The organism is Sulfitobacter sediminivivens (genome assembly GCF_042611115.2).
In the GTDB taxonomy this organism is placed as follows: Bacteria; Pseudomonadota; Alphaproteobacteria; order Rhodobacterales; family Rhodobacteraceae; genus Sulfitobacter; species Sulfitobacter sediminivivens.
Genome location: NZ_JBHGAR020000003.1, coordinates 165,733 through 192,196, shown reverse-complemented (window position 1 = coordinate 192,196; position 26,464 = coordinate 165,733). Strand labels below are relative to the sequence as shown.

Below are 26,464 nucleotides of genomic sequence, written 5' to 3'. Positions count from 1 at the left end.
GAGGACGCGGCAATGACGGATCAGACGCCCACATTAAGCACATCGCTTGTGGACCTGCCAAAGCGGGAATGGCTGCAGGCTGTGGCGCAAATTACCGAAGAAGACGGGTATTTCCAGCAGCTTGGCAAAAACCATTTCGCGACCTTCATCGAAGAGGGCACCACGTTGCTGGTTACCTTTGAAACACTGCAAGGCATGCACGCGCTTTCTGAGCTGGCGCAACCTTTCGGCTGGGAGATGTTGCGTGATCATGGCTGGTCGCATTTGTGCGTGGCCAGCGACGGCGACACATGGTTTCGCGACAAAGCGGTTTACGGCTATTTTGACCGGTTAATTGATGACGGGTTCTTTGACGAATTCGACACCGTTATTTTTTATGGCGCAGGCCCCTGCGGCTATGCTGCTGCGGCCTATTCGATCGCGGCCCCCACTGCAAAGGTGGTGGTGATCCAACCTCAGGCCACGCTTGATCCGCGCATCACCGAATGGGATCACCGGTTTGCGGATATGCGCATCCATGATTTCACCTCGCGCTATGGTTTTGCCCCGGACATGCTCGACGCCGCCGAACAGGCCTTTGTCCTTTACGATCCGCGTGAAAATCTGGACGCCATGCACGCCGCGCTGTTTACCCGGCCCAATGTCACAAAACTGCGGATGCGGTTTATGGGCGATGCCCTCCAAACCGATCTGATGGAAATGTCACAACTTGTGCCGTTGCTTTTGGCCGCCGCTGACGGGTCGCTTAACGAGACAACTTTTGCCGCCCTTTACCGTGCTCGCCGGGACTACCGGCACTACCTGCGCAATCTGCTGACTGCCCTTGATGAGGGCGACCGGGACACACTGATCATCGCCCTGTGTAAAAATGTGACAAGCCGAATGCGCGCGCGGATGTTTTCGGCGAAACTCACACAGTTACAAGCGCGTCAGGCTGAACAACAAGACTAGAAGCGCGAGCGGGCCTGTGATAGCCCGACGCGCATGACACAGACCCTGACATTGCGCCGTCCTGATGACTGGCACCTGCACCTGCGCGATGGCGACATGTTGCGCGCCGTGTTGCCGCACACCGCCGCTCATTTCGCCCGTGCAATCATCATGCCCAACCTGGTGCCGCCTGTGGTGACGGGTGCTGATGCACGCGCCTACCGGGACCGGATCATGGCCGCGCTGCCGAAAGGTGCGGATTTCACACCATTGATGACGCTGTACCTGACCGAAAATACCGATCCAGCCGATGTGGCGGCGGCCCATGCGGAGGGCGTGATCCATGCGGTCAAACTTTATCCCGCCGGTGCCACAACCAATTCAGCAAGCGGTGTGTCCAATTTTGACAAAGTGGCACCTGTGCTTGAAAAAATGGCTGAAATTGGCCTGCCGCTTTGTACGCATGGCGAAGTCACGGATGCGGCCGTCGATATCTTTGACCGCGAGGCGGTGTTCATCGACCGGGTGCTCGACCCCATTCGCCGCGCGCATCCTAAGCTCAAAGTGATCATGGAGCACATTACCACATCGGACGCTGCTGATTATGTGCGCAGCGCCGACAAAAATCTCGCGGCCACCATCACAACCCACCACCTAGTGATCAACCGCAACCACATCCTCGCGGGCGGCATCAAACCGCATTACTATTGCCTTCCGGTCGCAAAACGCGAGGTCCACCGCCTGGCCCTGCGCACCGCCGCCACGTCAGGCGATGCGCGGTTTTTTCTGGGCACGGATTCAGCACCGCATACGGATGCCAACAAATTGCTGCCCTGCGGCTGTGCGGGGTGTTTCACCGCCCCCAACACCCTTTCAATTCTCGCAGAAGTCTTTGAACAGGAAGGCGCATTGGATCGGCTTGAGGCGTTCACGTCCCTCAACGGACCTGCGTTTTATGGACTGCCGGTGAATCACACGACCGTCACGCTGATCCGAAAGACCCCCGATTACCCTGACCATATCGACACCCCCGATGGCCCCGTCACTGTGTTTGATCCTGCAATGCCGCTGCACTGGACACCTTAAGTTTCATTGTTCTTCAAATACACAAATACCCCGCCCGCAAAGGACGCTCCAGATGATTCCCACCAGCTACCCCTCGCCACAAGAAATGGCCCGCCTCACCGCCCGGATGCTGCTTGAGATCAAGGCGGTGCATTTCAACGCTGATGAGCCGTTCACACTGGCCTCCGGTCTGCCCAGCCCCACCTATATCGACTGTCGCAAGCTGATCAGCCATCCACGCATTCGCGCCACGCTGATGGATTTCATGACCGTCACAGTGATGCGGAACGCGGGGTTTGAGGCCTTTGATAACATTGCAGGGGGTGAGACCGCCGGCATTCCTTTTGCCGCCATGGTCGCCGAACGCATGGGCCTGCCGATGACCTATGTGCGCAAGAAACCCAAAGGCTATGGCCGCAACGCCCGCATTGAGGGCGACATGTCCCCCGGTCAGCGCGTGCTGCTGGTCGAGGATTTGACCACCGATGGCGGATCAAAGCTGAGCTTTGTGGATGCGATTCGCGAAACCGGGGCCACCTGCGGGCACACGGCAGTGATTTTCTATTACGATATCTTTCCCCAGACGGAAAAGACGTTGGGTGATCATGGGGTTGCGTTGCATCACCTGTGCACATGGTGGGACGTTCTGGCCGAAGCCAAGACCCAGGGGGCCTTTGACGCGGCCACGCTCGCAGAAGTGGAAACCTTCCTGAACGCCCCAAAAAAATGGCAGGATGCCCGTAAAGGCTAGGGCACCCCTCTACTCCATGTTGACCTGATGCCCCGCCATGATGCAAGATATGGTGCGCGCGGGGTTTCCCACAGGTTCTCCACAGAAAACATACAATTTGCGCCGCATCCACCCGCTGGCTATGACACAGCAGGGCAAAAAGGGGCAGCACCATGAATGAAATTACATCGCTGAACGCGAACCAGATCGCCGTGCAGGCACCTGAGACAATGCCGCATTCCATTGAAGCCGAACAGCAGCTTCTGGGCGCGATCCTGACCAACAATGACATCTATGATCGGGTGGCGTCGATCATTGGTGCCAAGCATTTTTACGATCCCGTTCACGCACGCATCTATGACATTGCGGCGACGCGTATCGCAAAGAATAACCTTGCCTCGCCGGTGACGCTCAAGGCATTCATGGAGGACGATGAGGGGCTCAAAGAGCTTGGCGGCCCGGCCTATCTGGCCCGCCTCGCAGGGGCCGCGATCAGTGCCTTTGCCGTGCGCGATTATGCCCAGATGATCTATGATCTGGCGGTGCGCCGAGACCTGATCCAACTGGGGCGCGACATCTCGGCCAAGGCAGCTCAGGTCGACGTGGCGTCAGAGCCGCGCGAACAGATCGTCGAGGCCGAACAGGAGCTTTACAAGCTGGCAGAGCAAGGCCAGTCAGAAAGCGGTTTTCAAAGCTTTCTCAAGGCTGTAACCGACGCTGTTAATGTCGCCAATGCGGCCTATCAGCGTGATGGTGGGCTTTCAGGTGTGTCTACCGGGCTAATCGACATGGACAAGATGTTGGGCGGGTTGCACCGGTCTGACCTTTTGATCCTCGCCGGACGTCCTTCAATGGGCAAGACGTCGCTGGCCACCAACATCGCCTTCAACGTGGCCAAGGCCTACAAACGTGGGATGAAGCCAGACGGGACCGAAGGCGCGATTGATGGCGGCGTTGTCGGGTTTTACAGCCTCGAAATGAGCGCCGAACAATTGGCCGCGCGTATCCTGTCAGAAGCCGCCGAAATACCCAGCCAGCAAATCCGCTCTGGTGACATGACGGAATCCGAATTCCGCCGCTTCGTCGATGCCGCCAAAGCCTTGGAAGCCTGCCCGCTTTTCATCGATGACACGCCCGCCCTGCCGATCAGCCAACTGGCCGCCCGCGCCCGACGTCTGAAACGCACCCATGGGCTGGACGTATTGATTGTGGACTACCTGCAACTGGTCCGCGGCACCGGCAAAAACGAAAACCGGGTGAACGAAATTTCCGAGATCACCATGGGCCTCAAGGCCATCGCCAAGGAATTGGACATTCCGGTCATTGCCCTGTCACAGCTCAGCCGTCAGGTCGAAAACCGCGAGGATAAACGCCCGCAACTGAGCGACCTGCGCGAATCCGGCTCAATTGAACAGGATGCGGATGTGGTGATGTTCGTGTTCCGCGAGGAATATTACAAAGAACGCGAAAAACCCGGCGATCATGATCTTGAGGCGATGGCGCGCTGGCAAGAAGAGATGGAGCGCCTGCATGGCCGCGCCGAGGTGGTGATCGGCAAGCAGCGTCACGGCCCCATCGGCAGCGTTGATCTGAGTTTTGAAGGGCGCTTTACCCGCTTTGGAAACCTTGTCAAACCATGGCAACAAGGTGCTGGTGATCAGGAGTTCTGATCCAAGGACAAACATGTCAATCCGTTCGACAAAACCGGGTTGAGTTCGCTAGCTGACAGCAGCGCGCTCAATCTCCGCCACTGACAGGCTGTATTTCGAGGCAAATTTCACCCGCGCGGCCACCAGTCGCTGATCATCTGGTACCATGCCCAAGGTGCGGATGAACTCGATCCGCTGTTGCGACTTTAGCGCCTCGCGGTCGATGTCCGTCCCCATCGCGCGGTCAATGATCTGACCACCGGGGCTGACGTGAAACCATTTGCTGAAATCACGAAAATGATGCTGGTTGTGCAGGGTCGTAACATGCCGTTCCACCCGCGTTTTCGGCAGGCTCAGATGCGCGGTCATATGGAACCATTCGTACCCCATGAAAGTCAGCACACCACCGCAGGGCACAATTGCCAGCGCGACCCAGAAAGCCGCATCAACCCCAATCATCGCCATCAGACCCCAGACAAGGCCAAAGTTAAACAAGAGCATCGGCAATGCCACCCAGATCGGCACAAAGAATAGCCCAGGGTTGGTGGGGAAATCGTGATGCCCGTAATGCGCCCGGTAGAGCAGATCAAACGCCCATTGCCTGCGGGGCGGTGCCAGATGAAAGACGAAACGGTGCAGGTTGTATTCATTCATCATCTGCGCGACGACACCCAGCGGCACCAGCAGCCAGACCCAAGCCGGGGCCGCCAGTGCCATCGCGCCAAACGCAATCATACAGGTCGCACCCATAAGTGCGACACCTGCATGCGAAAACATGATCCTGAACCGGCTCATGACCAGAATTCTATGCCGCCCCACGTCATTTGTCGCCATTGACGTTAGGTTGCGCCCTCGCTTTAACACCCCCTGCACTGCGCGCCCTGCTCAGCCCCGCCAAAGGATCACCCAAAATGTCGCGCGCCACCACGTTTATGCTGTTCTTTCTGGCGGTCTTTTTCCAATCAGGAGCTTATGGGCTGACCTTCATGTTACCGCGCCTCTTTGACGCATTCGGGGCCAGCGAAATAACGGTTGGGGCGATGTTGTTTGTCACCGCCATCACCACGTTGATCACGGTCTATTTTTCTGGCCATCTGTCGGATGCTTTGGGGCGGCTGTGTGCACTTGGCATGGCGTGTCTCTCGATTGCCGCGTCTTTGTTCATGTTTGGCTGGACCTCCTCAGTCGGGCCTGCCCTTGTTCTGGCCAGTGCCCTGCTGGGTTTTGGCTGGGGGCTGACCTATTCACTGGGACCCATCGTGTTGACACGTCTGGTGCGCGCCGATGAACGGGTGCGTTATTTCACGTTGCTGTCGGTCTTTGTCATGGCCGGTTTCGGGTTGTCGCCCGTGCTGGCGTCCGCGCTTGAGGCGCGGGGTTTGACGATATCGGATGCCTTTTATGCCACTGCCACCCTGTGCACGCTGAGTGCGGCATTGTTTTTCTTGCTCGGAGCACCGGTGCAGAGACATGCGCTTGTGCCCGGCCCAGAGGCGTCCTCGCGCATCACTTTGGCGGTGCTGGGGCGCATCTTTGCCTCCAGGGCGCGCACCCCCGTCATCATGGTATTTCTGGGGGCCAGTGTCTTTGCCGGGTTGAACAATTTTCAAACAGTCTATGCCGATGCACGCGGGTTGAACTACGCCAACTTTTTTCTGGCCTATACGGTGACGGTCGTTGTCTTCCGTCTGATCCTTGCGAAATTCAAAGGTGGGGCCACGCCCTATCGCACCATTGCAATGCTGCAATACATCATGTGCGCCAGTATCATTTTGTTCATGTTCAGTGGCAGTTCGGTGATCTTGTATCTGACCGTGGCGGTGCTTTTTGGGCTGGGATACGGCGTGTCTTACCCGATCCTTGTGGCAATGACCGCCAACGACGCTGACAACGACATCGGCCCCCAGACATTGCAGCTTTTTGCGCTGACCTACTTTGTCGGCATCTTTGGCTTTCCGCTGATAGCCGGGTGGATGCTGACCGAATGGGGCGCGGCGTCGGTGCTGGTGCTTATTGCGCTGCTGGCCGGAATTGAGGCAAGCATGGCGCTGCGCCGGGCGATGCGGGCATCTTGACCTTGCCGCACATCCTGTCAAAACGCACCTATGACTTCTGCAACGCTTACGATTGACCTGTCCGCCCTCGCCGCCAACTGGCGCGCGCTGGATTGCGCAACGGAAGTTGAGACCGCCGCCGTGGTCAAAGCAGATGCCTACGGTCTTGGCATCGCCAAAGCCGGGCCCGCACTGGCGGCCGCAGGCGCGCGCCAGTTCTTTGTTGCCATGGCAAGCGAAGGCGTGGCCCTGCGCCGCGTCCTTGGCCCCGGCCCTGCGATCAGCGTCTTTTCGGGGCACATGGCCGGTGACGCCGATCTGATCCGCGCGGCTGACCTGACGCCGATGATCAATTCGGTCGATCAGTTGCTGATGCACGTCGAGGCCCTGCCGGGGCATCCGTTTGGCTTGCAATTGGACAGCGGCATGAACCGCTTGGGCATGGAACCTGCAGAATGGTCCGCCCTGCGCGACATCGCTCTGGCGCAGCGTCCGACACTTGTGATGTCCCATCTGGCCTGCGCCGATACGCCAGAGCATCCGATGAATGCGCAGCAATTACAGGTATTTGAAGAGATGACCGCCGGTATCGACGCACCCCGTTCCCTAGCGGCGACGGGCGGGATATTTCTGGGACAGGACTATCACTTTGATCTGACACGCCCCGGTGTCGGCCTCTATGGTGGGTTGCCTTTTGTGGATGCAACGCCGGTGATTGCTCTCGACATCCCTGTCATTCAAGTACGCGATCTGCTTGCCGGTGAAACCGTCGGATATGCAAACGCCTATACGGCGGCCAAGGACAAGCGGGTTGCGACAATCGCTGCGGGCTATGCTGACGGTTTGATCCGGGCAATGGGCGCAAACGCGACGCTGACGCATGAGGGTGCTAAGGTGCCGGTGATCGGCCGGGTGTCGATGGATTTGATCACGGTCGACATCAGCGCTTTGGCCACCACACCCGACAATTTGCAGCTGATCGGATTGCACCAATCCGTCGACAGTGTGGCCGCGTTTGCGGGCACAATCGGCTATGAAATCCTGACGTCGCTCGGTGCGCGGTATGACCGGGTTTATCTGACATCATGAACAGCAGACTGATTAAATATCTGAACCTTTCGCTCCTGATCTTGTACCCCATCGCCTGGGCCGCCCCCCTGATGCGGGCGGGGCTGTTGCCGCTTTTTTCACTTGATGAAATTTCGGTGCTGACGGGGCTGCAATCGCTCTGGGCCTCGGACATCTTTCTGGCGTTGGTGGTCACGGCGTTTGCGCTTTTCGCGCCTTACCTCAAAACCATCGGTCTGGCATTGGTGCATTTTAGGCTGCTCAGTCAACGTTTGCTGCCTGCGCTAAACCTTTTGGGCAAGCTGGCGATGGCCGACATTTTTCTGATCGCGCTTTACATCACGTTGACCAAAGGCATCGGCATTGGCCGGATTGAGGTGGCCTGGGGCCTCTATATGTTCACCGCCTGTATCGTTGCGTCGCTTTTCATCAGTTGGTGGACTGAACGATCAAAGGTTTCGATTGCCAATCAGCCCGACTATCGAAACAACACAAAAACGGAATGATCTGAAATCAGGGCGCGCTTCTTTGGTTTTCCTTTGACGCCACCCGGTGCCTGCGCCAAAAGGCATAATGGCAAAATCCACCACCACATTTTCATGCACGTCCTGCGGCGCAAGCTTCAATAAATGGTCAGGCCGTTGCGATGGCTGCGGCGATTGGAACACCATTCAGCAAGACAAAGGCATCTCGTCAGGCCCGCCCAGCAAGTCACTAGGGGCCAAACGTGGTGCCGCCATGCAACTTAGCGATTTGTCCACAGAAGAGGCCCCGCCGCCGCGCAGCCAATCGGGCATCACTGAGCTCGACCGCGTGTTGGGCGGAGGTCTGGTGCCGGCATCGGCAATTCTGGTTGGGGGTGATCCGGGTATTGGCAAATCGACACTGTTGCTGCAAGCGGCAGCGCATTTTGCCAAGAACGGTTTGAAAACCATCTATGTCAGCGGCGAGGAAGCCAGCGCTCAGGTCCGCATGCGCGCCCAGCGACTGGGGTTGACTGATGCGCCGGTCAAATTGGCCGCTGAAACCAACCTGCGCGACATTCTGACCACGCTTGAGGCCGAGAAACCACATCTTGCCATCATCGATTCCATTCAGACGATGTGGGCCGATAACGTCGAATCCGCCCCCGGTTCTGTCAGCCAGGTGCGCGCGGCGGCCCATGAGTTGACCACATTTGCCAAACGCAAAGGGACTTCAGTGATTCTGGTGGGCCATGTCACCAAGGACGGCCAGATCGCGGGCCCCCGCGTGGTCGAACATATGGTGGACACTGTCCTTTATTTCGAAGGCGAGCGCGGCCATCAGTTTCGGATCCTGCGCAGCGTCAAAAACCGATTTGGCCCCGCAGATGAGATCGGTGTGTTCGAGATGACCGGAGCCGGACTGGCCGAAGTCACCAACCCTTCGGCTTTGTTCCTAAGCGAGCGGGGCAAACCCACCGCCGGATCCGTGGTCTTTGCGGGTATTGAAGGCACCCGTCCCGTGCTTTGCGAATTACAGGCGCTTGTTGCGCCCTCGCCGCATTCGCAAGCCCGCCGCACAGTTGTCGGGTGGGATTCAGGCCGCCTTGCGATGATTTTGGCCGTGCTTGAGGCACGCTGTGGCATCCCGTTTGCCGGGCTTGATGTCTATCTCAATGTTGCGGGCGGTATGAAAATCTCTGAACCGGCTGCTGATCTGGCTGTTGCCGCAGCGTTACTATCGGCACGAGAAGATGTGGCTTTACCCGCAGAAACTGTTGTTTTTGGGGAAATAAGCCTGTCAGGTGCTTTGCGTCCGGCGTCGCAGACCGAAAATAGGTTGAAAGAGGCGCAAAAACTTGGTTTTACCAGCGCCATTGCACCCCTCGGTGGAAAATCTGTAGGTGTAAACGGCATAACGCTCAATCAAATGAGCGATCTGACCGGGTTTGTAGGCGAAATATTCGGGGCGGGCTGACCGCCTCCATTAAAAGGGCAGGAAGCGCATGGAAGGTTTTACCATTATTGATGGTGTGGTGGCATTGGTCATCGTGCTGTCCGCGCTGTTGGCCTATGGCCGTGGTCTGGTGCGCGAACTGATGGCGATTGTCGGCTGGATCGCTGCTGCCGTTCTGGCGTTTCTTTTTGCCCCACAGGTTGAACCGCTGGTGCGTGAAATCCCGGTGGTGGGAGAATTTTTGGCGGACAGCTGTGAACTGTCGATCATCGGTGCCTTTGCCATCGTCTTTGCCATTGCGCTAATCGTGGTGTCCTTGTTCACGCCGCTCTTTTCATCGCTTGTTCAAAGGTCGATCTTTGGCGGGGCCGATCAGGGGCTTGGCTTTATCTTCGGGGTGGTGCGCGGTGTCTTGCTGGTTGCGATAGCATTCTTTGTCTATGACACCGTGATCACGGGTCAAAAGTTCACCATCGTCGACGAAAGCCGCTCCGCTGCGGTTTTTGGTCGCTTTACCGGGCAGATCGAGGAAAAGAACCCAGAAGAAGCTTTGGGCTGGATCACCACCCGCTATGAAGCTTTGGTGGGCAATTGCGGTCAGTAACCATGCGGGCACATAAGACCAACGGGCGGTCCGTTGCTTTTGCGCGACCTGCATAAAAACCGCATACAACGACGATCGTATCCCTGCGCAGGCTGAGTTGAGTAAACTCGATAACAGTAACAGCCCGATCATTGCGCTTGCGGTGGTGCCACACGGTGCAACTCTTGTGCCTGAGGGCTGTGTTGCGGGGTGACACCCGCTTTCATTGCCCCTAAACAGGCACTATCCAGTTTGTCGGATTCGGAGCTGCCACCCCGTGACCCAAAACACGCCCAAAGCCTCTGCCAAGATCATGCCACCCGCCCATCCATTCGATACGTCCTATCTGCGCGATGGGGACAACGAGGATAAGCTGAAAGAAGAATGCGGCATTTTCGGCGTGGTTAATCTGGCCGATGCCTCTAATTTTGTGGCACTTGGCCTGCACGCCCTGCAACACCGCGGTCAGGAAGCAGGCGGCATCGTCAGCCACGATCCCGCGATGGGCTTCCAATCCGCGCGCCGCTTTGGCTACGTCCGCGATAATTTTACCTCGCAAAAGGTGATGGAGACATTGCCGGGCGAATTGGCCATCGGGCATGTCCGCTATTCCACATCCGGGTCCAAGGGGCCCACAGCGATCCGTGACGTGCAGCCCTTCTTTGGTGAGTTTGCCATGGGCGGTGCCGCCATTGCCCACAACGGAAACATCACGAACGCCAATGCCCTGCGCCGCGAACTCATTGAACGGGGCAGCATTTTTCAATCATCCTCGGACAGCGAATGTATCATCCACCTAATGGCCCGGTCCCTGCAACGCAACATTCCTGAACGGATGGAAGACGCGCTGCGCCGGGTCGAAGGGGCGTTTTCCGTGGTCGCCATGACCCGCACCAAACTGATCGGCGTGCGCGATCCACTGGGCGTGCGCCCACTGGTTCTGGGCAAGGTCGGCGATGGCTGGGCGCTTAGCTCCGAAACCTGCGCGCTGGACATCATCGGTGCCGAATTCGTCCGCGAGATTGAGCCGGGCGAAATGGTTGTGATCACCAGCAAGGGCGTCGAATCGCATTTCCCGTTCCGCCGCGTCGCCCCCCGTTTCTGCATCTTTGAACATGTTTATTTCAGCCGCCCCGACAGCATCCTTGGCGGGCGCAGCGTTTATGAAACCCGCGAGGCGATCGGCCGCGAATTGGCCAAGGAAAGCCCGGTTGATGCTGATCTGGTCTGTCCTGTCCCTGATTCAGGCACCCCCGCAGCGATCGGCTACAGCCTCGAATCCGGTATTCCCTATGCGATGGGCATCATCCGCAACCAATACATGGGCCGCACCTTCATCGAGCCGACAGAGCAGATCCGCAACATGGGCGTGCGCCTGAAACTCAACGTCAACCGCGCACTGATCAAGGGAAAGCGGGTCATTCTGGTGGACGACAGTGTGGTGCGCGGCACAACCAGCCGCAAGATCAAGGAAATGATCCTTGATGCCGGGGCTGCCGAGGTGCATTTCCGCATTGCCAGCCCCCCGACCGCATGGCCCTGCTTTTATGGTGTCGATACACCGCAGCGCGAAAAGCTGCTGGCGGCGACAATGTCAGAGGATGAGATGCGCGATCATTTGCAGGTCGACAGCCTCAAGTTCATCTCACTCGACGGGCTTTACCGCGCTGTCGGCGAGGCGGGTGGCCGCAATGCGAAATGTCCGCAGTATTGCGATGCGTGTTTTTCTGGCGAATATCCGGTGACCCCTGCGGATCAAATTGATCAGGGATTTGAGATGAAACCGGCGGCTGAGTAACATCACTGCCGTTTTCTGTCAGCAGGAACTGGCATAGTCCCGCAATGGAAAACGCACCCTCGCCCCTGCTGATGCGGATTGCACGATGGTCTGAACCTGCACAGCGCACCCTTTGGCAGTGTCGCGCGATGTTTCATGGCGTGGCGGAAAAGGCCGGAGCAGGTCCGTTGGACGAGACCCTGAAATGGGGGCAGCCATCGTGGCGCCCGATGAAGCCTCGCACCGGGTCAACGTTGCGGATCGACTGGACCCCGAAGTTTCCCAACCGGCTGTCGCTCTATGTGGATTGCAAAACCGATCTGGCAGCCCGGATGCAAACGCTTTACCCCGATCTGCCCGAAAATGATGGTCAGCGTCACCTGGCAGTTGCCCTTGATGTACCCCTGCCTGAGCATGCGATCGCGCATCTGGCTGAGATGACATTTACGTATCACCGCGCCAAAGGCCGCATGGCCCCTTGAATCCATGATCCCGGCCCTACCGGCGGGCTTTGGCCGATGAAATGTCCCCCCTCTTTCGCACGACGCAACGCGTTGTTAGCTGCACCGCAGCATAATAAACACCTGAGTCGCGCATCCCATCTGCGATTGCGCCGGAAAGTATGAAAATGGCGTCAAAAGAAAAAAACCTGCCAACCCCAGCAAGCGTCGCAAAAATTGCAACTGAAAGTGTTTCGCTGAACCGCGTGACAGTCATTGGCATATTTGGCAGCGAAGCTGGCCTCAGTGCCTTGGTGCGCGAAGGCAATGGCGATATTGCGCGGGTTACTGTCGGCGACAGCTTTAACGGTGGTCTGGTCAAAGCGATCAGCAAAGACAGTTTGATTCTGTCGCGCGGCGGCAAATCAAAAGTAATGAAAATGCCCAAAGCCTAAGGCCCCCCTTGACGCGCAGGCACCTGCGGTGCAAAGCGCAGGGCATGACAAAAACCGCATTGATCACAGGCGCATCGCGCGGCCTTGGTGCCGCTCTGGCCGAGGCGCTGGCCCCCACGCACCACATCATAGCCGTGGCACGCACAACCGGCGCGCTCGAAGACCTGGACGACCGCATCAAAGCCAAAGGCGGCTCAGCAACGCTTGCCCCGATGGACATCACCAACACCGACGCAATGGCGACCTTGTGCCGTGGGATTTTCGACCGTTGGGGCAGTCTTGATCTGTGGCTGCACACGGCCATTCATGCCGCCCCCCTGACCCCAACCGACCATGTTGATGCCAAGGATATGGCCAAATCGATTGCCAGCAACATCACCGCCACGGCGACACTGATCACCTTTGTTGCACCGCTTTTGGGTCATGGCGGTCAGGCCGTCTTTTTCGACGATCCACGCGCTGGTCAGAAATTCTTTGGTAGCTATGGCGCGACCAAGGCCGCCCAGATCGCGCTGGCCCGATCCTGGCAAAGTGAGACCGACAAAATCGGACCCAAAGTACACATCCTCACGCCCGACCCAATGCCCACAGCCACCCGTGCCCGGTTTTTCCCCGGCGAGGACCGCGCAGTACTTTTCGACCCACATGCACAAGCATCTGCGGTTTTGACGCAACTTTAGGCTTCACCCTTTTTCAAATACCGCGGCACCACGCTTGCCGCGCGTGCACCCCTCGCTTATCAAGGGAAAAAGGGACAATTCATGCGCATTCTTATCACCAATGACGACGGCATCAACGCACCGGGTCTGTCCGTCTTGCACGACATCGCGACGGAAATTGCCGGATCCGACGGCGAGGTCTGGACTTGTGCGCCGGCCTTTGAACAATCAGGCGTGGGCCACTGCATCAGCTACACCCATCCGATGATGATCAGCCAACTGGGCGCACGCGTCTTTGCCGCCGAAGGGTCCCCCGCCGATTGCGTGCTGGCCGCGATCCATGACGCAATGACCGCCGCACCGCCCGATCTGGTCCTCTCGGGCGTCAACCGGGGCAATAATTCGGCTGAGAACACGCTTTATTCCGGTACCATTGGTGCAGCGATGGAAGCGGCCCTTCAAGGGCTGCCCGCCATTGCGCTGTCGCAATATTTTGGGCCGGGCAACCGCGACCTCGACAACCCCTTTGAGGCCGCAGCCAGCTACGGCGTGGATGTGGTGCGTCGCATATTGGCGCACTCACCCAGTGATGAAACCGGCTACCGCCTGTTTTACAACGTGAACTTCCCGCCCGTGGCCGCCGCAGATGTCGAAGGCATCCGCGTGGCCCCTCAGGGCATGCGCCCCGGCACAGGGTTCTCTACAGAACCGCATCTCTCACCCTCGGGTCGCCGGTTCCTCTGGATCAGGGGCGGCGATCAAACCGTGCGCACCGCTGATGCCTCTGACGCGGCGGTGAACTTGGACGGCTATGTCTCGGTCACGCCAATGCGCGCGGATCTGACTGATCACACGGTGCTGGACGCACATGCAGGCATCAACACATGAATGAAACCGCCGACAGCGAGGCGGAACGCAAGATGCAGTTCCTTTATGCGCTGCGCTCAAAGGGTGTGACGGACGCGCGGGTCTTGTCCGCAATGGAATCCGTGGACCGAGGCCCGTTCATCCGTGGCCTCTTTGCAGAACGGGCATACGAAGACATGCCGCTGCCGATTGCATGTGGCCAGACAATCAGCCAGCCTTCGGTTGTTGGGTTGATGACCCAGGCCCTACAGATCAGCCCCCGCGACAAGGTGTTGGAAATCGGGACCGGTTCCGGGTACCAGGCCGCGATCCTGAGCAAACTGGCGCGGCGGGTCTATACCATCGACCGTCACCGCCGGTTGGTCCGTGAGGCGCGGGAGATCTTTGAGAAACTTGATTTGAACAACATCACCGCGATCACCGCCGATGGATCATTTGGACTGGCCGAACAGGCCCCTTTTGACCGCATCATCGTGACCGCAGCGGCAGAAGACCCACCCGGACCTTTGCTGGCGCAACTCAAGGAAGGCGGCATCATGGTTGTCCCCGTGGGGCAGTCAGATGCCGTACAACACCTGATCCGAGTGCGAAAAACCGCCGATGGTCTGGAATATGACGAATTGCGTGCTGTGCGCTTTGTTCCCTTGCTAGAAGGGTTGGGCAAAGACACATAAATAGGTTAAGGTATGCAAAACTTCCGGATCACACGGGGGGTCGATGTTAATGAGGACAAGCAGATGCGCCACTCCATTTCGCGCCGCCAGACGCGGCTGACCCTGCTGGCTGGGGCCAGCGTAATTATATTGGCAGGTTGCGAAGGTCAGCCACTTGATTTTGATCTGCGCGGCGTTGGGGGCGGGTTCAGCACCGCCGAAGCTGCCACCGGACCGCTGGCAGCACGTCCCAGGCCGGACAATCGCGGTGTCATTTCGTATCCGAATTATCAGGTTGCCGTTGCGCGGCGCGGCGACACCCTTGCCGATGTTGCCGCCCGCATCGGGGCCGATACAACTGCTTTGGCCCGTTACAACGGAATCGAACCTAACGTGCCGCTGCGCCAGGACGAGATCATTGCCCTGCCCAACCGTGTCGCAGAACCATCACCCGCAACCGGGGCCTTGGGAACCGGACCAATCCAGCCTGTTGATATTTCGGCGATTGCAGGCGGGGCCATTGCCCGCGCTCCCGCAACAGCCGGTGTCCAGACCGCCACATTACCACCGGCAAGCCAACCGGCGACGCAGATCGGCAAAGAACCCGTCCGGCATCGTGTTGAACGGGGCGAAACCGCCTATACCGTTGCGCGGCTTTATGGCGTTCCGGTCAAGGCATTGGCCGAGTGGAACGGCCTTGGCCCTGATTTCGCGATCCGCGCGGGACAGTTTCTGCTGATCCCGGTACCGCAGCAAAATCCGCCAAGCCGTCCTGCTGCGGCCCCGGTCACGACCACGCTTCCCGGTGTGGGTAGCCCCACGCCCACCCCGCCTTCGGCGGCCAAGCCCTTGCCGCAAGATTCAACTGCCAAGCCGCTGCCGGCCGCAACAGCACCAACCAAACCCGTTGCTGACGTGGGCCAGACCACCAAGCCTGCGAAAGCAACAAAGATGCAGACCCCGGTTCTGGGCAGCATCATTCGCGGCTATTCCAAGGGCAAGAACGAAGGCATCAACATCAAGGCCGCCGCTGGTGCCCCAGTCAAAGCCGCTGACAGCGGGACTGTGGCTGCGATCACCAAAAGCGCGGAGGGCGTGCCAATTGTCGTCGTGCGCCACACTGGCAACCTGTTGACGGTCTATGCCAATGTCACCAGCGTCAGCGTCAAGAAAGGCGATACTGTTTCGCGTGGTCAACAGATCGCCAAGCTGCGCAACGGAGATGACGCCTACGTGCATTTCGAGGTCCGCAAAGGCTTCGACAGCGTCGATCCGGCACCCTTTATCAACTGATCCAGCAGGCGTCAGGGCCGACCATAACCTTGTGGATTAGAAACGTAACCGTTTTTGTCAAAAAGCGATCTGGTTTCCACACGACAGCGTGGGATTTGGAGAACTGTCTAGCGTGTGCGGGGGAGTTGCTCCGCTCAGAGATGCACGCCCTTGCGCCCGGCAAGATCGACAAAATACTGCCACGCCACCCGTCCCGATCGCGCCCCGCGTGTGGCCTGCCATTCGATGGCTTCAGCCCGAAGCACATCATCGGCAATCTCAACGCCGTGCGCATCACAATAACCCCGGATCATCGCCAGATACTGATCCTGATCACAGGCATGAAAGCCCAGCCACAGACCAAAACGGTCAGAAAGCGACACCTTTTCTTCCACAGCTTCAGCGGGATTGATCGCCGAGCCGCGTTCGTTTTCAATCATGTCCCGTGGCATCAGGTGGCGTCGGTTTGAGGTGGCGTAAAGCACGACGTTCTCTGGCCGCCCTTCAATCCCACCATCCAACACGGCCTTGAGAGACTTGTAATGGGCATCATCATGACCAAAGCTCAGGTCGTCGCAGAACAGGATAAAGCGCTGCTCAGCGCCGCGCAAAAGATTGAGCAACCGGCCAACTGACGGTAGGTCCTCACGCTGTAACTCGACAATCCGCAACGCTTCATGTGCTGCATGAACATCCGCATGTACTGCTTTGACAAGGCTGGATTTACCCATGCCACGCGCGCCCCAGAGCAGGGCGTTGTTCGCTGGCAGCCCGGCGGCAAACTGACGGGTATTTGCCAGCAATGTATCCCGCGCCCGGTCGATGCCGATCAGCAGGCTCAGATGGACACGTGACACATCCGGCACAGGCTCCAACCGGTCCGGATCCGTGTGCCAGACAAAGGCGGATGCGGCGTCAAAGTCCGGAGCATTCAATGGCGCTGGTGCCATCCGCTCCAACGCCCGCGCGATACGGTCCATCGGATCGTCAATCACTTGGCGTCCTCGTCATCAAATTCCGAAATCAGATCGTCCTCGTCGTCATAATAGCCTTCGGCACGCAGCTTGGCTTCGCGCTTGGCCTCGACCCGACGGACCAGGAAAATCGAAACCTCATATAGACCATAAACCACAACAAAAAGGATAACTTGCGTGATGACATCGGGCGGCGTGACCAGCGCAGCAAGGAGCAAGATACCCACCACTGCGTATTTGCGCACATTGCTCAGACCTTCGGCGCTGACCAATCCGGCCTTGCCCATCAACGTCAACAGAACAGGCAGTTGGAAACACAAACCGAAAGCTACGATAAATTTGATTGTCAGGCTCAGGTACTCTTGCGCAGACCCCTGAAACGCGATCGCGGCAATGCCGCCGCCCTCCGCGTCACCCTCGCCAATAAGTGTTCCAGCCTGTTGAAATCCAAGAAAGAAATCAAATGCCAAGGGGGTGACAACATAGAATGCAAACGCCGCACCAATGAAAAACATGAGCGGGCTTGAGATCAGGAAAGGCAGGAATGCGCCCTTCTCGTTCTTGTACAGCCCTGGCGCCACGAACCGCCACATCTGATAGCTGATATAGGGAAACCCAAGCACCAAACCGCCCAGAAGCGAGATGGATATCGCAACAAAAAAGCCCTCTTGCAGCTTGATCAGGATCAGCCCGCAATCCTCTTGCCCGCGTTCCGCCATTGCCGAACACAAGGGATGGGTCAGGAAGTTGAAGATCGGGTTCCAGACGGTGAAACAGATGATCATCCCGATGATAAACGCGATCACCGAATGGATCAGCCGCGTGCGCAGCTCGGCCAAATGCTCGATCAGTGGTGCCGCACTGTCGTCAATATCGTTGCTGGCGCTCATGTGCTACTCTTTTTGGCCGCTGGCTTTTTAACGGGGGCTTTCTTTGCGGCTGGTTTCTTCGCAGGCGGTGCTTTCGGCGCGGCCTTTTTCGCTGCCGGCTTGTTCGAAGCAGGTTTTTTCACAAGCGCTGGTTTCAATTCGGCCTCGGCTGCATCCGCTTTTGCAACAGCTTCTGTGGCTTCGCGCTGCTTGCGCTCTGCGGCGGCGCGCGCCGTTGATGCCTGAATTTTCTTCACATCTTCAGCCCTTTGCGCGGCCAACTTTCCAGTTTCACTGTCTGGGTCCAGATCGGTAAGCGAACTTGCCGCCGATTTAACCCCGTCCATCGCCGATCCAAGCGGGTTTGTGGCGGCTTTGAGTGATTTATTGAGGCTTGATGACATCTCGCGCATGCCGCTTTCGTCCGCGGCGTCATTCATGGCCGAACTGAATTCGCGTGCCATACCTTTGGCTTTACCAACAAACTGCCCCACCCTGCGAAACAGGATTGGCAAGTCTTTGGGCCCCACCACAATCAATGCAACGACGCCAATGACCAGTAATTCGGTCCAGCCCAGATCAAACATGGTTGATTACACCTGATCCTTGTCGGCTTTCACCTTGGTCTTGGGATGGGAACCCGCATCCGTGTGGCCCGGCAAATCAGTGCCATCGACGTCAGATGCGTCGGTGATCTCTTTCTCACCCTCGCTGATGCCCTTTTTGAAGCTGGTGATGCCTTTGCCAACCTCACCCATCAGCGACGAGATTTTGCCGCGTCCAAACAGCACCAGAACCACGACCGCGATCAAAAGCAGGCCCGGCAGGCCAATATTATTCAACATGATATTACTCCCAAAGTGACAGCCACCCCTCAAAGGGCGGCACGATTTTCTTTCTTTTATGGAAAAGAGCTGCGCTACAAAAGCGGCAATGCGCCGATTGCACAGGGCGGACGCACCAGATCAGTGATTTTTTCGGACTTGCTGCACTCAACTGACAGGTTTATGTCAGTTGCATGCCGGTAAGACCCCCTCAGACATCAAAAAGGAGCTTACCCATGTCAAATTCACCCGTCGCCGAAATCGTGACCTTTCGCCTGGTTGCTGGAACCAACCCTGATACCTTTGCCAAGGCCGCCCAAGATATGATGCCATTTTTGCACGGCACCGGGTCCATGACCGGGCGCGTCCTGTCGTGCGACCCCGACGGCACATGGACGGATCACATCACGTGGACATCGCTTGAGGCCGCCAAATCCGCAGCCAGCCAGATGTTTGAACGCCCCGAGGCCGGCCCCTTTATGCAAATGATCGACCCTGAGGCGATGTCCATGCGCCACGCACCGATCCTGATGCAAACACAACTGGAGTAACATGCGCCGCTCCGACCGCCTGTTTGACATCATCCAGATCCTGCGCGACGGCAAACTGCACCGCGCGCAGGACATGGCTGATCAATTGGAAGTGTCGGTGCGCACCATCTACCGCGACATGGACACGCTTGTCGCCTCAGGGGTGCCCGTGGCCGGTGAACGTGGCGTGGGGTATATGATCACCGATGCAATCACCCTGCCCCCGCTGACCCTGACCGCACCAGAATTGGAGGCGTTAAACCTGGGCCTTGCAATCGTGGCCGAAGTTGCCGACCCGGATCTGCGCGCCGCGGGTCTGTCATTGGCAGAAAAGATTGACGCCGTGCTGCCCACAGCAGTGGTAGAGGAAGCAGATGCGTGGAAATTCGCGGTCTACCCCTTTGCCGACACCCTGCGCGGTGCCACCCACATGCCAACCTTGCGCGCCGCGATCAAAGCCCGGCAAAAACTGCGGATCGTCTATACGTCGATCGGGGGCATGGTCACGACCCGCACAATCCGCCCATTGCATATGGAATACTGGGGCCGTGTCTGGACCCTGACCGCGTGGTGCGAACTGCGTGAGGCATTTCGGGTCTTTCGAATCGACCTGATTGAAACGGCCGAAGCCCTGCCAGAACTTTTCACCAATGAACCCGGCAAGATGTTAAGCGATTATGTGCCTTAGAGGGGACCGACTGCCCATTTCACCCTTTGTCAAATACCGCTGCGCGACGGTTTCAACCGCCACCCGGTCTGAGGCGGCAAAAACGCCTCGACGCTGGCCTGCGCAATCACGATGGTATCGCCGCCAGTGGCCACGTTTAATCCGCCAAAGACCGCCGTCACCTCGGCCCGCCCGCGTGGCAGTTTTGCGACCAATGCGGCCACATTCACCTTATCAGGCTCCTGCACCGCTACGGTCACCTGCACCCGCATCTGGTCATGTTCCAGCCCTGTGACGCCAAACAGGGGCAGCGATGAATGCCGGAACGCGTCCTCGATCGCGCGGGACGCGGCCTTGGTGTAATCCATCCCGTGCAGGTCGTTGCCCATGCCCATTTCGATGATGACGCGCTGCTCTGACTTGAGATCACCCATCGGCCCGCTCCATATCAAAGGCCACCGACAAGGCCACATTGGCCATGATTGTCGGATGCCCGTCACCATCCGGGCGGGCCACGTCCAGTCCGCCGGGCTGCACATTCACCGTTACATGGCCGTAGGGAAACACAGCGCGCAGGACGTCGGCATCCACAGCGTCAGGGCGTTGCACCCCGACATCGAGCGTGATGTGCATGTCGGATTTATCAAAGCCGAACAGCTCGGCCAAATTGATCGAATTGTGCCACAGCGCATCCTGGACCGCCCGCTTTGCCGCTTGGGTATAATCCCCACGCCGCAGCGACGACCCCATGCCAAACTCTACCATCAATGTCTGCATCTTTTCCCTCATGTCACTGGAAATACAAAACAACGGTCCCGCCGGATCGTCAGCCACATCACAGCACCCTGTTGTGGCAAGAACACGTTCGGCACAGTGGCCTTTAACATGGAGCCATCGTAATCCATCTTGAATTCAACCAGGCTTTCGTTGCCCATGAACCGTGCCCGCGCCACTGACCCGCGTGCGGCTGTCCCGTCGCTGGGCGTGGGGGCCGGCCCCTTGCCTGCGCGGTCAAAGTCGATGCGCACGTGCTGGGGGCGAAACACGATATCGACCTGCGTCCCGTCCGGCACGCCCGGCGCGAGAAACCGACCAAAAGGCGTATCCGCCAACGCACCTGTGACCTCGGCCCGCAACACGTTCGCATCACTGAAAAACGTCAGTGCGGACCGATCAAGCGGGCGCGTATAGACATTATAAGGCGCGCCTTGCTGAACGATCTTGCCATCGCGCATCAGTGCGATTTCATCGGCCATCCGCATCGCTTCGTCTGGTTCGTGGGTGACCAGCAACACAGCGGTGTCTTCTTCTTTGAGGATGCTCAGTGTCTCGTCACGGATACCGTCGCGCAGCCGATTATCAAGGCCGGAAAACGGCTCGTCCATCAGCATGATGCGGGGCCGCGGGGCCAAGGCACGGGCCAATGCCACCCGTTGTTGTTCGCCGCCCGACAACTGGTGTGGAAACCCGTCAATGAACCGTTTCATGTCGACACGGGCCAACAATTCCTCAATGCGCGCGCGGCGCTCATCCCTAGTCCCGGACTTCAACCCAAAACCCACATTGCCAGCGACGCTCAAATGCGGAAACAGCGCAAAGTCCTGAAACATCAGGCCAATTTCGCGGCGTTCAGGTGGTATGCGAAAGACTGTGTCGCAGATCAGCTTCCCATCAACGTGTATGGTGCCGCTGTCCTGCATCTCGACGCCCGCGATCATCCGCAAGGTCGTGGACTTGCCGCATCCGGACGGCCCCAGCAGGCATGTCACCTGCCCCGGCATGATCTGCAATGACACATCATCGACAACCGCGCGGCCCTGATAACTGCGGCGCAGGTTCTTTATTTCTAGGCGTGGAACTTGCGGCAAACTACGTATCCGATAAAATCACTCGGATACCCAGCTATCAGCCACGGCGCGTACCCACAAGCACTGCTGCAAAACCTGCGACCAAGACGACCACACAGATCACCAGCAGCTGCTCATACTTATGCCCCTCGGGCAGGATCGCGCCAAACAAGGTCCAGCCGCGGCCAAAATAGGCAAACGCCCCGATGATCGCCGCGCCAAAGGCCACAAAATAAGCCCAGGGGGCAATGTCACGCCCCATCACCAGACCCACGATCAGCACCGGGCTCAGGAACATCGATGCTGTCCCGGACACCGCGACCGCATCAAAAAGCGTGGCATTCCCCCAAAGCGTCAGCAGTGCGCCAACCCCCATAAAGACCACCATCACCACCCGGCCACCGTTCAATGTACGTGGGGCCAGCTGCAGTTCCTCAACCACCAGCCGCGCAGCAGAGGCGAGGGCGGAATCAAGGGTGCTGAGCGCAGAGACCAGCAACGAGATCATCAATGCCGTGAATATCCATCCCGGAAACATCACGCCCCATGTGCCGATCAACTCCCCCTCATACGCGGCCCCGGTCAGGCTGGCCTGAATGCCAAAGAACCCAAACCCGATGATGCACAGCGTCGAAATCCAGAACGCGTGCAGGAACGAGCCGCGCGTTGTCGCCGCGTCTGCCAAAAAACCTCGGTCCATCATCACCGGATCATGGGCGGGATACGAGAACACCTGCAACAGCGCCACCACCAACAGGACCCAGCCATTGTAAGGCCCCGATACCCCCGGAGCTGTCAGCACTGCGCCGATGTCAAAGCCGGGTCTGGCAACCAGCGCCACAAGCGCCGCGCCAAAGACCACGAGGAATACCAGCATCTGAACCACATCCGTGCGCAATGCCGCCGACAATCCCCCCCATGCGGAATAGGCCAGCCCCAAGGCTGCGACGATCAGGATTGCAGAGGTGCCACTGCCCGCCAGCACGGCGTTGAAGATCAAGCCGACCACCAGCAAGTTTGCAAAAACCTCGGACAAGAGCCGTAAGGCGACAACCAGATTGTAGCAGCCCTGCCCCATAATTCCGAAGTGCGCGCCCAGCCAATCCTGCATCGACCGCGCACCTTTGGCTCGCAGGCGTCCCACGATAAATCCGCCGGTCAGGAACGACCCGTAATATGCGGCATATGCCAGAGTGCCCGCGATCCCGTAGTAATAGCCCAAAATCGCCGCGTTCATCAGCGAACGTGCAAAAATCCATGTGGTCACCTGGCTCAGAACCAGCACCCAAAGTCCGGGTGCACGGCCTGTGGCTCCGGCCCCGCCAAAGAACCCTTCAACTGAGGCGCGGCGTGGTGCTGCCAACAGACTGGCCAAGATGATGGCCCCAAAGACAACAATCAGAACAGTAGTTTGCATGACGACCGGGCCTATGACTTGAATTTCGTCCAAGCCTTAGATCAGCGTCCCGCCCGCTGCCAGACGTGACATCATCGCTGTCAGGAATGTGAACGTGCGTGTATCAGGTCAGCTCAAACGCTGCTTGCGCCACATCGACACCATTGACTTGCAAAACGATCCGGTGCGCACCGGGATAAAGCTTGAATGTGGTCGCATCCCCTTTGAAGTGGTGCTTTTTCCTGAGCGTTAGTGCCTTACCCTCGGCGATCTGACCAACCTTCAACTTAAACACCTTTTCCGCTGATTTGCCGCCTGGGCGGGCAAAGATGATGCGGTAGTCGACAATCACCGGCAAGACAGTGGCAGTTGTCAGGGTACAGGTAAACTCCAGCACATCACCAATCGCATAAGCCTCTTGCGAGAGGGTCATCCTGGCTGACACATTCACATCACCCCGATACCCCAGATGGGTCAATGCAGGCCCATGCCCCTGTTTGATCAGGGTGCGCAGCCCGTGCCGCGTCATCCATGCCAACTCCTTGCTGTCCTGCTGCGCCGCCTTTGCCCAGTCTTGCAGCGTTTGCACCACCACATCGGGTTTGGTTTTGGTGATATCATTCAGGTGGTTGGCCACCGACCTTGTCACATAGCGGGTTTGATCGGCGTGCAGGATGTCAAGCAACGGCAGGGTCTGTGATGTGTCCAGAGTGATCGCCTTTGCCCAAGGCAATTTGGGTCGCGTGCCTTCGCTGACTAACCGCCGGACATGGTAATTCTCATCCTTTGCCCAAGCGGCCATGCGCGCCAACGTCTGACTTTGCCAGCGGTTGAGGAAGGGGCGGACATAAAATTCCATCGAGAACCGCTTTGTGGCCTCATAAAGCAGATCAAGCGCCCGGTCGCAGTGATCCTCAAGCCCGTGTCGAACCGCCAGTATGCCAGGCAACGCGTGAATGAACTGACCGAAATCATCGTCTTGCAGATTGGGGTCCAGTGGCGGTTGCATGGCTGCAGTAAGCTGATCGGCCATGGTCGGAAAGTCTGTGGCCAATTGCGCCTCCAGACAATCAGCCATCCAATCGAGCCGTGCCAATAATTCACGGGAACAAAAGCCTGACAATGCCTCAGCCTGAAACCTGTCTGCATGAAAGAACGGCAGCGCAGCCGCATATTCACCAGCCAGCTGCGCCACGGTTCTTTCGTTAAACAAATGGTCTTTGAGCGAAAATTTTTCAGTCATCACATTGTGAGATTGGTGGCACCGCCATCCAGCAAGATGTTCTGACCGACAATGAACCCTGCATGCTGCGAGCACAAAAATGCACATGCAGCACCAAATTCGGCCCGCGTGCCATAGCGGCCCGCCGGAATGGTTGCGGCGCGTTCTGCGCGCGCTTGTTCCAGTGTGATGCCCTTCGCCTTTACCACGCCACCGTCCAGTCCATCGGCGCGGTCTGTCGCGTGGATACCGGGAAGCAGATTGTTGATGGTGACGCCTTTGCCCGCGACCTGACGCGATGTGCCTGCAACATAGCCGGTCAATCCGGTGCGCGCTGAATTTGACAGGCCCAGCACCCCGATAGGCGCGCGCACGGATTGCGAGGTGATGTTGACCACCCGCCCCCATCCGCGGTCCATCATGCCCGGCACCAAAGCCTTTATCAGCGCGATCGGGGCCAGCATATTGGCGTCGAGTGCTTTGATAAAATCATCGCGGTCCCATTCGTGCCACATGCCGGGGGGCGGCCCGCCTGCGTTGTTGACCAGAATATCCACGTCTTTTGCGGCCGCGATCACCTCCGCCTGCCCTTGCTCGGACGCAACATCCGCCGCGACGGTTGTGACGATCACACCATATTCGTCGCGCACACGCTTTGCTGCAGCTTCAAGCGCGTCAGACCCACGCGCGTTCATTATCAAGTTCACGCCAGCCGCCGCCAGATTTTCAGCGCAGCCAAGGCCCAGCCCTTTGGATGACGCGCACACCAGCGCTGATTTTCCTTTGATCCCCAGATCCATCTCATTGATTCCTTTTGTGTTGGTTAACCAATTCCTAACACGACTGTCCGATCTTGCCAGCTAAACACCCTGCAGTGGACCCGGGCGGGCCAGCATCCAATGCTGATCCCGTCCAGCCAACTCTGCAGCACTCATTGGTACCGCAATGAAAGTTCGCCATGACCCGTTCTCGCCTGCCCCAAGCCCAAAATGTACCCGTCTACCGGGCCGACAATGTCATCTCGACTGAAGGGGCGAACAGTGGCGACAGCTTGTCGTTCGCGGCTGAACTGCATCTGGACGATGTGTACAAAATCTGCTCAGGCGTAACCCCTGATCTGCTGTCGCTGCAACCGCTGCAAGATGGAAGTTTTCAGTTGGCCGATGAAACGCTCATCGGCACGGCTGGCGCGCGCCTGCATTTGGATTGCACGTTGACCTTCATGTCGCCTGACGGACAGATCAGCGAGGGTCTGTTGCTGGTTGACGTGAGCGATGACGGCGATGCAGGCGAGATGTTCCTCCTGCCCCTGTCTGCGTTCTCGACAAAAACGGAATACCGTCTTGTTGGCATCGACACCCTGAACCCCACGCAGAAATTTGCGCAAGTTGCCTGTGTTTCGTTCACGCGTGGCACCCATATAGCACTCGCCACCGGCGCGCAGTGCCTGATTGAAAATCTGAGCATCGGTGACAAGATTCTGACCCGTGATGATGGCGCACAGGCGGTCCGGTGGATCGGGCAAAGCACCGTACGCGCCGTGGGCGAATTTGCCCCGATCTGTGTCCGTGCAGGGACCCTCAACAATATAAACGATCTGATTATCAGCCCCGATCACCGCCTGTTCATCTATCAGCGCTTCGATGAGGTGGGGGCCGGACGGTCCGAGTTGCTGGTCAAGGCCCGGCATCTGCTCAATGGCGATTCGGTCGTGGTCAGGGACGGCGGCTATGTTGATTATTTCCAGCTGCTCTTTGACAGTCACCAGATCATCTATGCCGAAGGGATTGCCGCCGAAAGCATGCTGATCGACCCCCGCACAAAACCTGTCTTGCCTGCTGATTTGGCAAAAACGTTGGGCGATGTAATCCCCGGACATTCCGACCTGCCCCACGCTGGGTCTGGACGTGAATGAACGACTGCTCAACCGCCCTGATGCTGCAGAGCTTCTGCGCAAATCCAGCGCACGGTAAGGGCAGCACGCAAATGCACGACCATCGCTTGCCGTGCCTG

At 58.1% G+C, this 26,464-nt stretch carries 30 protein-coding genes; 19 read left to right on the top strand and 11 right to left on the bottom strand.

Annotated features, from left to right (window positions below; genetic code table 11):
• Positions 1 to 12 precede the first annotated feature (12 nt).
• From ACEWL3_RS05345 to ACEWL3_RS05330, 4 genes are all read left to right on the top strand, one after another.
• Positions 13 to 951: a phosphoadenosine phosphosulfate reductase gene (locus ACEWL3_RS05345; protein ID WP_386179982.1), complete on the top strand. Its 939-nt coding sequence runs from the start codon at positions 13 to 15 to the stop codon at positions 949 to 951.
• A 33-nt stretch (positions 952 to 984) separates the two neighbouring features.
• Positions 985 to 2,016 carry a dihydroorotase gene (pyrC, locus tag ACEWL3_RS05340; protein ID WP_386179979.1) on the top strand — a complete coding sequence of 344 codons (1,032 nt, stop codon included), beginning with the start codon at positions 985 to 987 and terminating at the stop codon, positions 2,014 to 2,016.
• A gap of 52 nt (positions 2,017 to 2,068) precedes the next feature.
• Positions 2,069 to 2,746, top strand: a complete 678-nt coding sequence (locus tag ACEWL3_RS05335) for an orotate phosphoribosyltransferase (RefSeq protein ID WP_386179976.1) — start codon at positions 2,069 to 2,071, stop codon at positions 2,744 to 2,746.
• A gap of 152 nt (positions 2,747 to 2,898) precedes the next feature.
• The gene (locus ACEWL3_RS05330) at positions 2,899 to 4,395 is read left to right on the top strand and encodes a replicative DNA helicase (protein WP_114878993.1); all 1,497 of its coding nucleotides are present in this window, start codon (positions 2,899 to 2,901) and stop codon (positions 4,393 to 4,395) included.
• A gap of 48 nt (positions 4,396 to 4,443) precedes the next feature.
• Here ACEWL3_RS05330 and ACEWL3_RS05325 read toward each other — a convergent pair whose 3' ends face one another.
• Entirely contained in the window at positions 4,444 to 5,208 is a 765-nt protein-coding gene (locus tag ACEWL3_RS05325; protein WP_435000548.1) for a sterol desaturase family protein, read from the bottom strand.
• A gap of 77 nt (positions 5,209 to 5,285) precedes the next feature.
• Here ACEWL3_RS05325 and ACEWL3_RS05320 point away from each other — a divergent pair, with 77 nt between their 5' ends.
• The 12 genes from ACEWL3_RS05320 (at position 5,286) to ACEWL3_RS05265 (ending at position 16,143) form a co-directional block, all read left to right on the top strand.
• Positions 5,286 to 6,449, top strand: a complete 1,164-nt coding sequence (locus ACEWL3_RS05320) for an MFS transporter (protein WP_386179970.1) — start codon at positions 5,286 to 5,288, stop codon at positions 6,447 to 6,449.
• A gap of 30 nt (positions 6,450 to 6,479) precedes the next feature.
• Entirely contained in the window at positions 6,480 to 7,517 is a 1,038-nt protein-coding gene (gene alr / locus ACEWL3_RS05315) for an alanine racemase (protein ID WP_386179967.1), read from the top strand.
• Positions 7,514 to 8,002, top strand: coding sequence for a paraquat-inducible protein A (locus ACEWL3_RS05310; protein WP_386179964.1), 489 nt, complete (start codon positions 7,514 to 7,516; stop codon positions 8,000 to 8,002). Before alr ends, ACEWL3_RS05310 begins: the two co-directional genes overlap by 4 nt.
• Positions 8,003 to 8,069: 67 nt before the next feature.
• Entirely contained in the window at positions 8,070 to 9,437 is a 1,368-nt protein-coding gene (gene radA, locus ACEWL3_RS05305) for a DNA repair protein RadA (RefSeq protein WP_386179962.1), read from the top strand.
• 28 nt (positions 9,438 to 9,465) lie between these two features.
• Positions 9,466 to 10,020, top strand: a complete 555-nt coding sequence (locus ACEWL3_RS05300; protein ID WP_386179959.1) for a CvpA family protein — start codon at positions 9,466 to 9,468, stop codon at positions 10,018 to 10,020.
• Between the two features lie 292 nt (positions 10,021 to 10,312).
• The gene (purF, locus tag ACEWL3_RS05295; RefSeq protein ID WP_386180484.1) at positions 10,313 to 11,797 is read left to right on the top strand and encodes an amidophosphoribosyltransferase; all 1,485 of its coding nucleotides are present in this window, start codon (positions 10,313 to 10,315) and stop codon (positions 11,795 to 11,797) included.
• 44 nt (positions 11,798 to 11,841) lie between these two features.
• The gene (locus ACEWL3_RS05290; protein WP_386179956.1) at positions 11,842 to 12,258 is read left to right on the top strand and encodes a hypothetical protein; all 417 of its coding nucleotides are present in this window, start codon (positions 11,842 to 11,844) and stop codon (positions 12,256 to 12,258) included.
• A gap of 146 nt (positions 12,259 to 12,404) precedes the next feature.
• Positions 12,405 to 12,671, top strand: a complete 267-nt coding sequence (locus ACEWL3_RS05285) for a pilus assembly protein PilZ (RefSeq protein ID WP_386179953.1) — start codon at positions 12,405 to 12,407, stop codon at positions 12,669 to 12,671.
• 44 nt (positions 12,672 to 12,715) lie between these two features.
• Positions 12,716 to 13,351, top strand: a complete 636-nt coding sequence (locus ACEWL3_RS05280; protein WP_386179951.1) for an SDR family NAD(P)-dependent oxidoreductase — start codon at positions 12,716 to 12,718, stop codon at positions 13,349 to 13,351.
• 81 nt (positions 13,352 to 13,432) lie between these two features.
• A complete protein-coding gene (surE, locus tag ACEWL3_RS05275; RefSeq protein ID WP_386179948.1) occupies positions 13,433 to 14,218 on the top strand; it encodes a 5'/3'-nucleotidase SurE in 786 nt (261 codons plus the stop codon).
• Positions 14,215 to 14,871 (top strand): protein-L-isoaspartate(D-aspartate) O-methyltransferase, encoded by a 657-nt coding sequence (locus tag ACEWL3_RS05270; protein WP_386179945.1) that lies wholly within the window; start codon positions 14,215 to 14,217, stop codon positions 14,869 to 14,871. The genes surE and ACEWL3_RS05270 overlap by 4 nt, the downstream gene beginning before the upstream one ends.
• Positions 14,872 to 14,934: 63 nt before the next feature.
• Positions 14,935 to 16,143: a peptidoglycan DD-metalloendopeptidase family protein gene (locus ACEWL3_RS05265; protein ID WP_386179944.1), complete on the top strand. Its 1,209-nt coding sequence runs from the start codon at positions 14,935 to 14,937 to the stop codon at positions 16,141 to 16,143.
• 134 nt (positions 16,144 to 16,277) lie between these two features.
• Here the strand turns inward: ACEWL3_RS05265 and ACEWL3_RS05260 are convergent, their stop codons facing one another.
• From ACEWL3_RS05260 to ACEWL3_RS05245, 4 genes are read right to left on the bottom strand one after another with little or no spacing between them, the layout of a single operon-like run.
• The gene (locus ACEWL3_RS05260; protein ID WP_386179941.1) at positions 16,278 to 17,117 is read right to left on the bottom strand and encodes an ATP-binding protein; all 840 of its coding nucleotides are present in this window, start codon (positions 17,115 to 17,117) and stop codon (positions 16,278 to 16,280) included.
• Entirely contained in the window at positions 17,114 to 17,986 is an 873-nt protein-coding gene (gene tatC, locus ACEWL3_RS05255) for a twin-arginine translocase subunit TatC (RefSeq protein ID WP_386179938.1), read from the bottom strand. Before tatC ends, ACEWL3_RS05260 begins: the two co-directional genes overlap by 4 nt.
• Positions 17,983 to 18,552: a Sec-independent protein translocase protein TatB gene (gene tatB, locus ACEWL3_RS05250; protein WP_386179935.1), complete on the bottom strand. Its 570-nt coding sequence runs from the start codon at positions 18,550 to 18,552 to the stop codon at positions 17,983 to 17,985. The genes tatC and tatB overlap by 4 nt, the downstream gene beginning before the upstream one ends.
• 6 nt (positions 18,553 to 18,558) lie before the next feature.
• The gene (locus ACEWL3_RS05245; RefSeq protein WP_386179932.1) at positions 18,559 to 18,810 is read right to left on the bottom strand and encodes a twin-arginine translocase TatA/TatE family subunit; all 252 of its coding nucleotides are present in this window, start codon (positions 18,808 to 18,810) and stop codon (positions 18,559 to 18,561) included.
• A 215-nt stretch (positions 18,811 to 19,025) separates the two neighbouring features.
• Here ACEWL3_RS05245 and ACEWL3_RS05240 point away from each other — a divergent pair, with 215 nt between their 5' ends.
• Entirely contained in the window at positions 19,026 to 19,340 is a 315-nt protein-coding gene (locus tag ACEWL3_RS05240; protein ID WP_386179929.1) for a hypothetical protein, read from the top strand.
• A 1-nt stretch (position 19,341) separates the two neighbouring features.
• A complete protein-coding gene (locus ACEWL3_RS05235; RefSeq protein ID WP_386179926.1) occupies positions 19,342 to 20,007 on the top strand; it encodes a helix-turn-helix transcriptional regulator in 666 nt (221 codons plus the stop codon).
• Positions 20,008 to 20,036: 29 nt separating this feature from the next.
• Here ACEWL3_RS05235 and ACEWL3_RS05230 read toward each other — a convergent pair whose 3' ends face one another.
• The 6 genes from ACEWL3_RS05230 to ACEWL3_RS05205 form a co-directional block, all read right to left on the bottom strand.
• Positions 20,037 to 20,420, bottom strand: coding sequence for a Lin0512 family protein (locus tag ACEWL3_RS05230; protein ID WP_386179923.1), 384 nt, complete (start codon positions 20,418 to 20,420; stop codon positions 20,037 to 20,039).
• On the bottom strand, positions 20,413 to 20,763 hold the full coding sequence (locus ACEWL3_RS05225; RefSeq protein ID WP_114880564.1) for a Lin0512 family protein: 351 nt from the start codon (positions 20,761 to 20,763) through the stop codon (positions 20,413 to 20,415). The genes ACEWL3_RS05230 and ACEWL3_RS05225 overlap by 8 nt, the downstream gene beginning before the upstream one ends.
• Before the next feature lie 8 nt (positions 20,764 to 20,771).
• Positions 20,772 to 21,854, bottom strand: a complete 1,083-nt coding sequence (locus ACEWL3_RS05220; protein ID WP_386179919.1) for an ABC transporter ATP-binding protein — start codon at positions 21,852 to 21,854, stop codon at positions 20,772 to 20,774.
• A gap of 37 nt (positions 21,855 to 21,891) precedes the next feature.
• Entirely contained in the window at positions 21,892 to 23,250 is a 1,359-nt protein-coding gene (locus ACEWL3_RS05215) for a sodium:proline symporter (protein ID WP_386179916.1), read from the bottom strand.
• 103 nt (positions 23,251 to 23,353) lie between these two features.
• On the bottom strand, positions 23,354 to 24,472 hold the full coding sequence (locus ACEWL3_RS05210; RefSeq protein ID WP_386179913.1) for a YhaZ family DNA alkylation repair protein: 1,119 nt from the start codon (positions 24,470 to 24,472) through the stop codon (positions 23,354 to 23,356).
• Entirely contained in the window at positions 24,472 to 25,251 is a 780-nt protein-coding gene (locus ACEWL3_RS05205) for an SDR family oxidoreductase (RefSeq protein WP_386179910.1), read from the bottom strand. The genes ACEWL3_RS05210 and ACEWL3_RS05205 overlap by 1 nt, the downstream gene beginning before the upstream one ends.
• A 158-nt stretch (positions 25,252 to 25,409) precedes the next feature.
• Between ACEWL3_RS05205 and ACEWL3_RS05200 the strand changes: the two genes are divergently transcribed.
• Positions 25,410 to 26,366, top strand: coding sequence for a Hint domain-containing protein (locus ACEWL3_RS05200; protein WP_386179907.1), 957 nt, complete (start codon positions 25,410 to 25,412; stop codon positions 26,364 to 26,366).
• Positions 26,367 to 26,464: the final 98 nt, after the last annotated feature.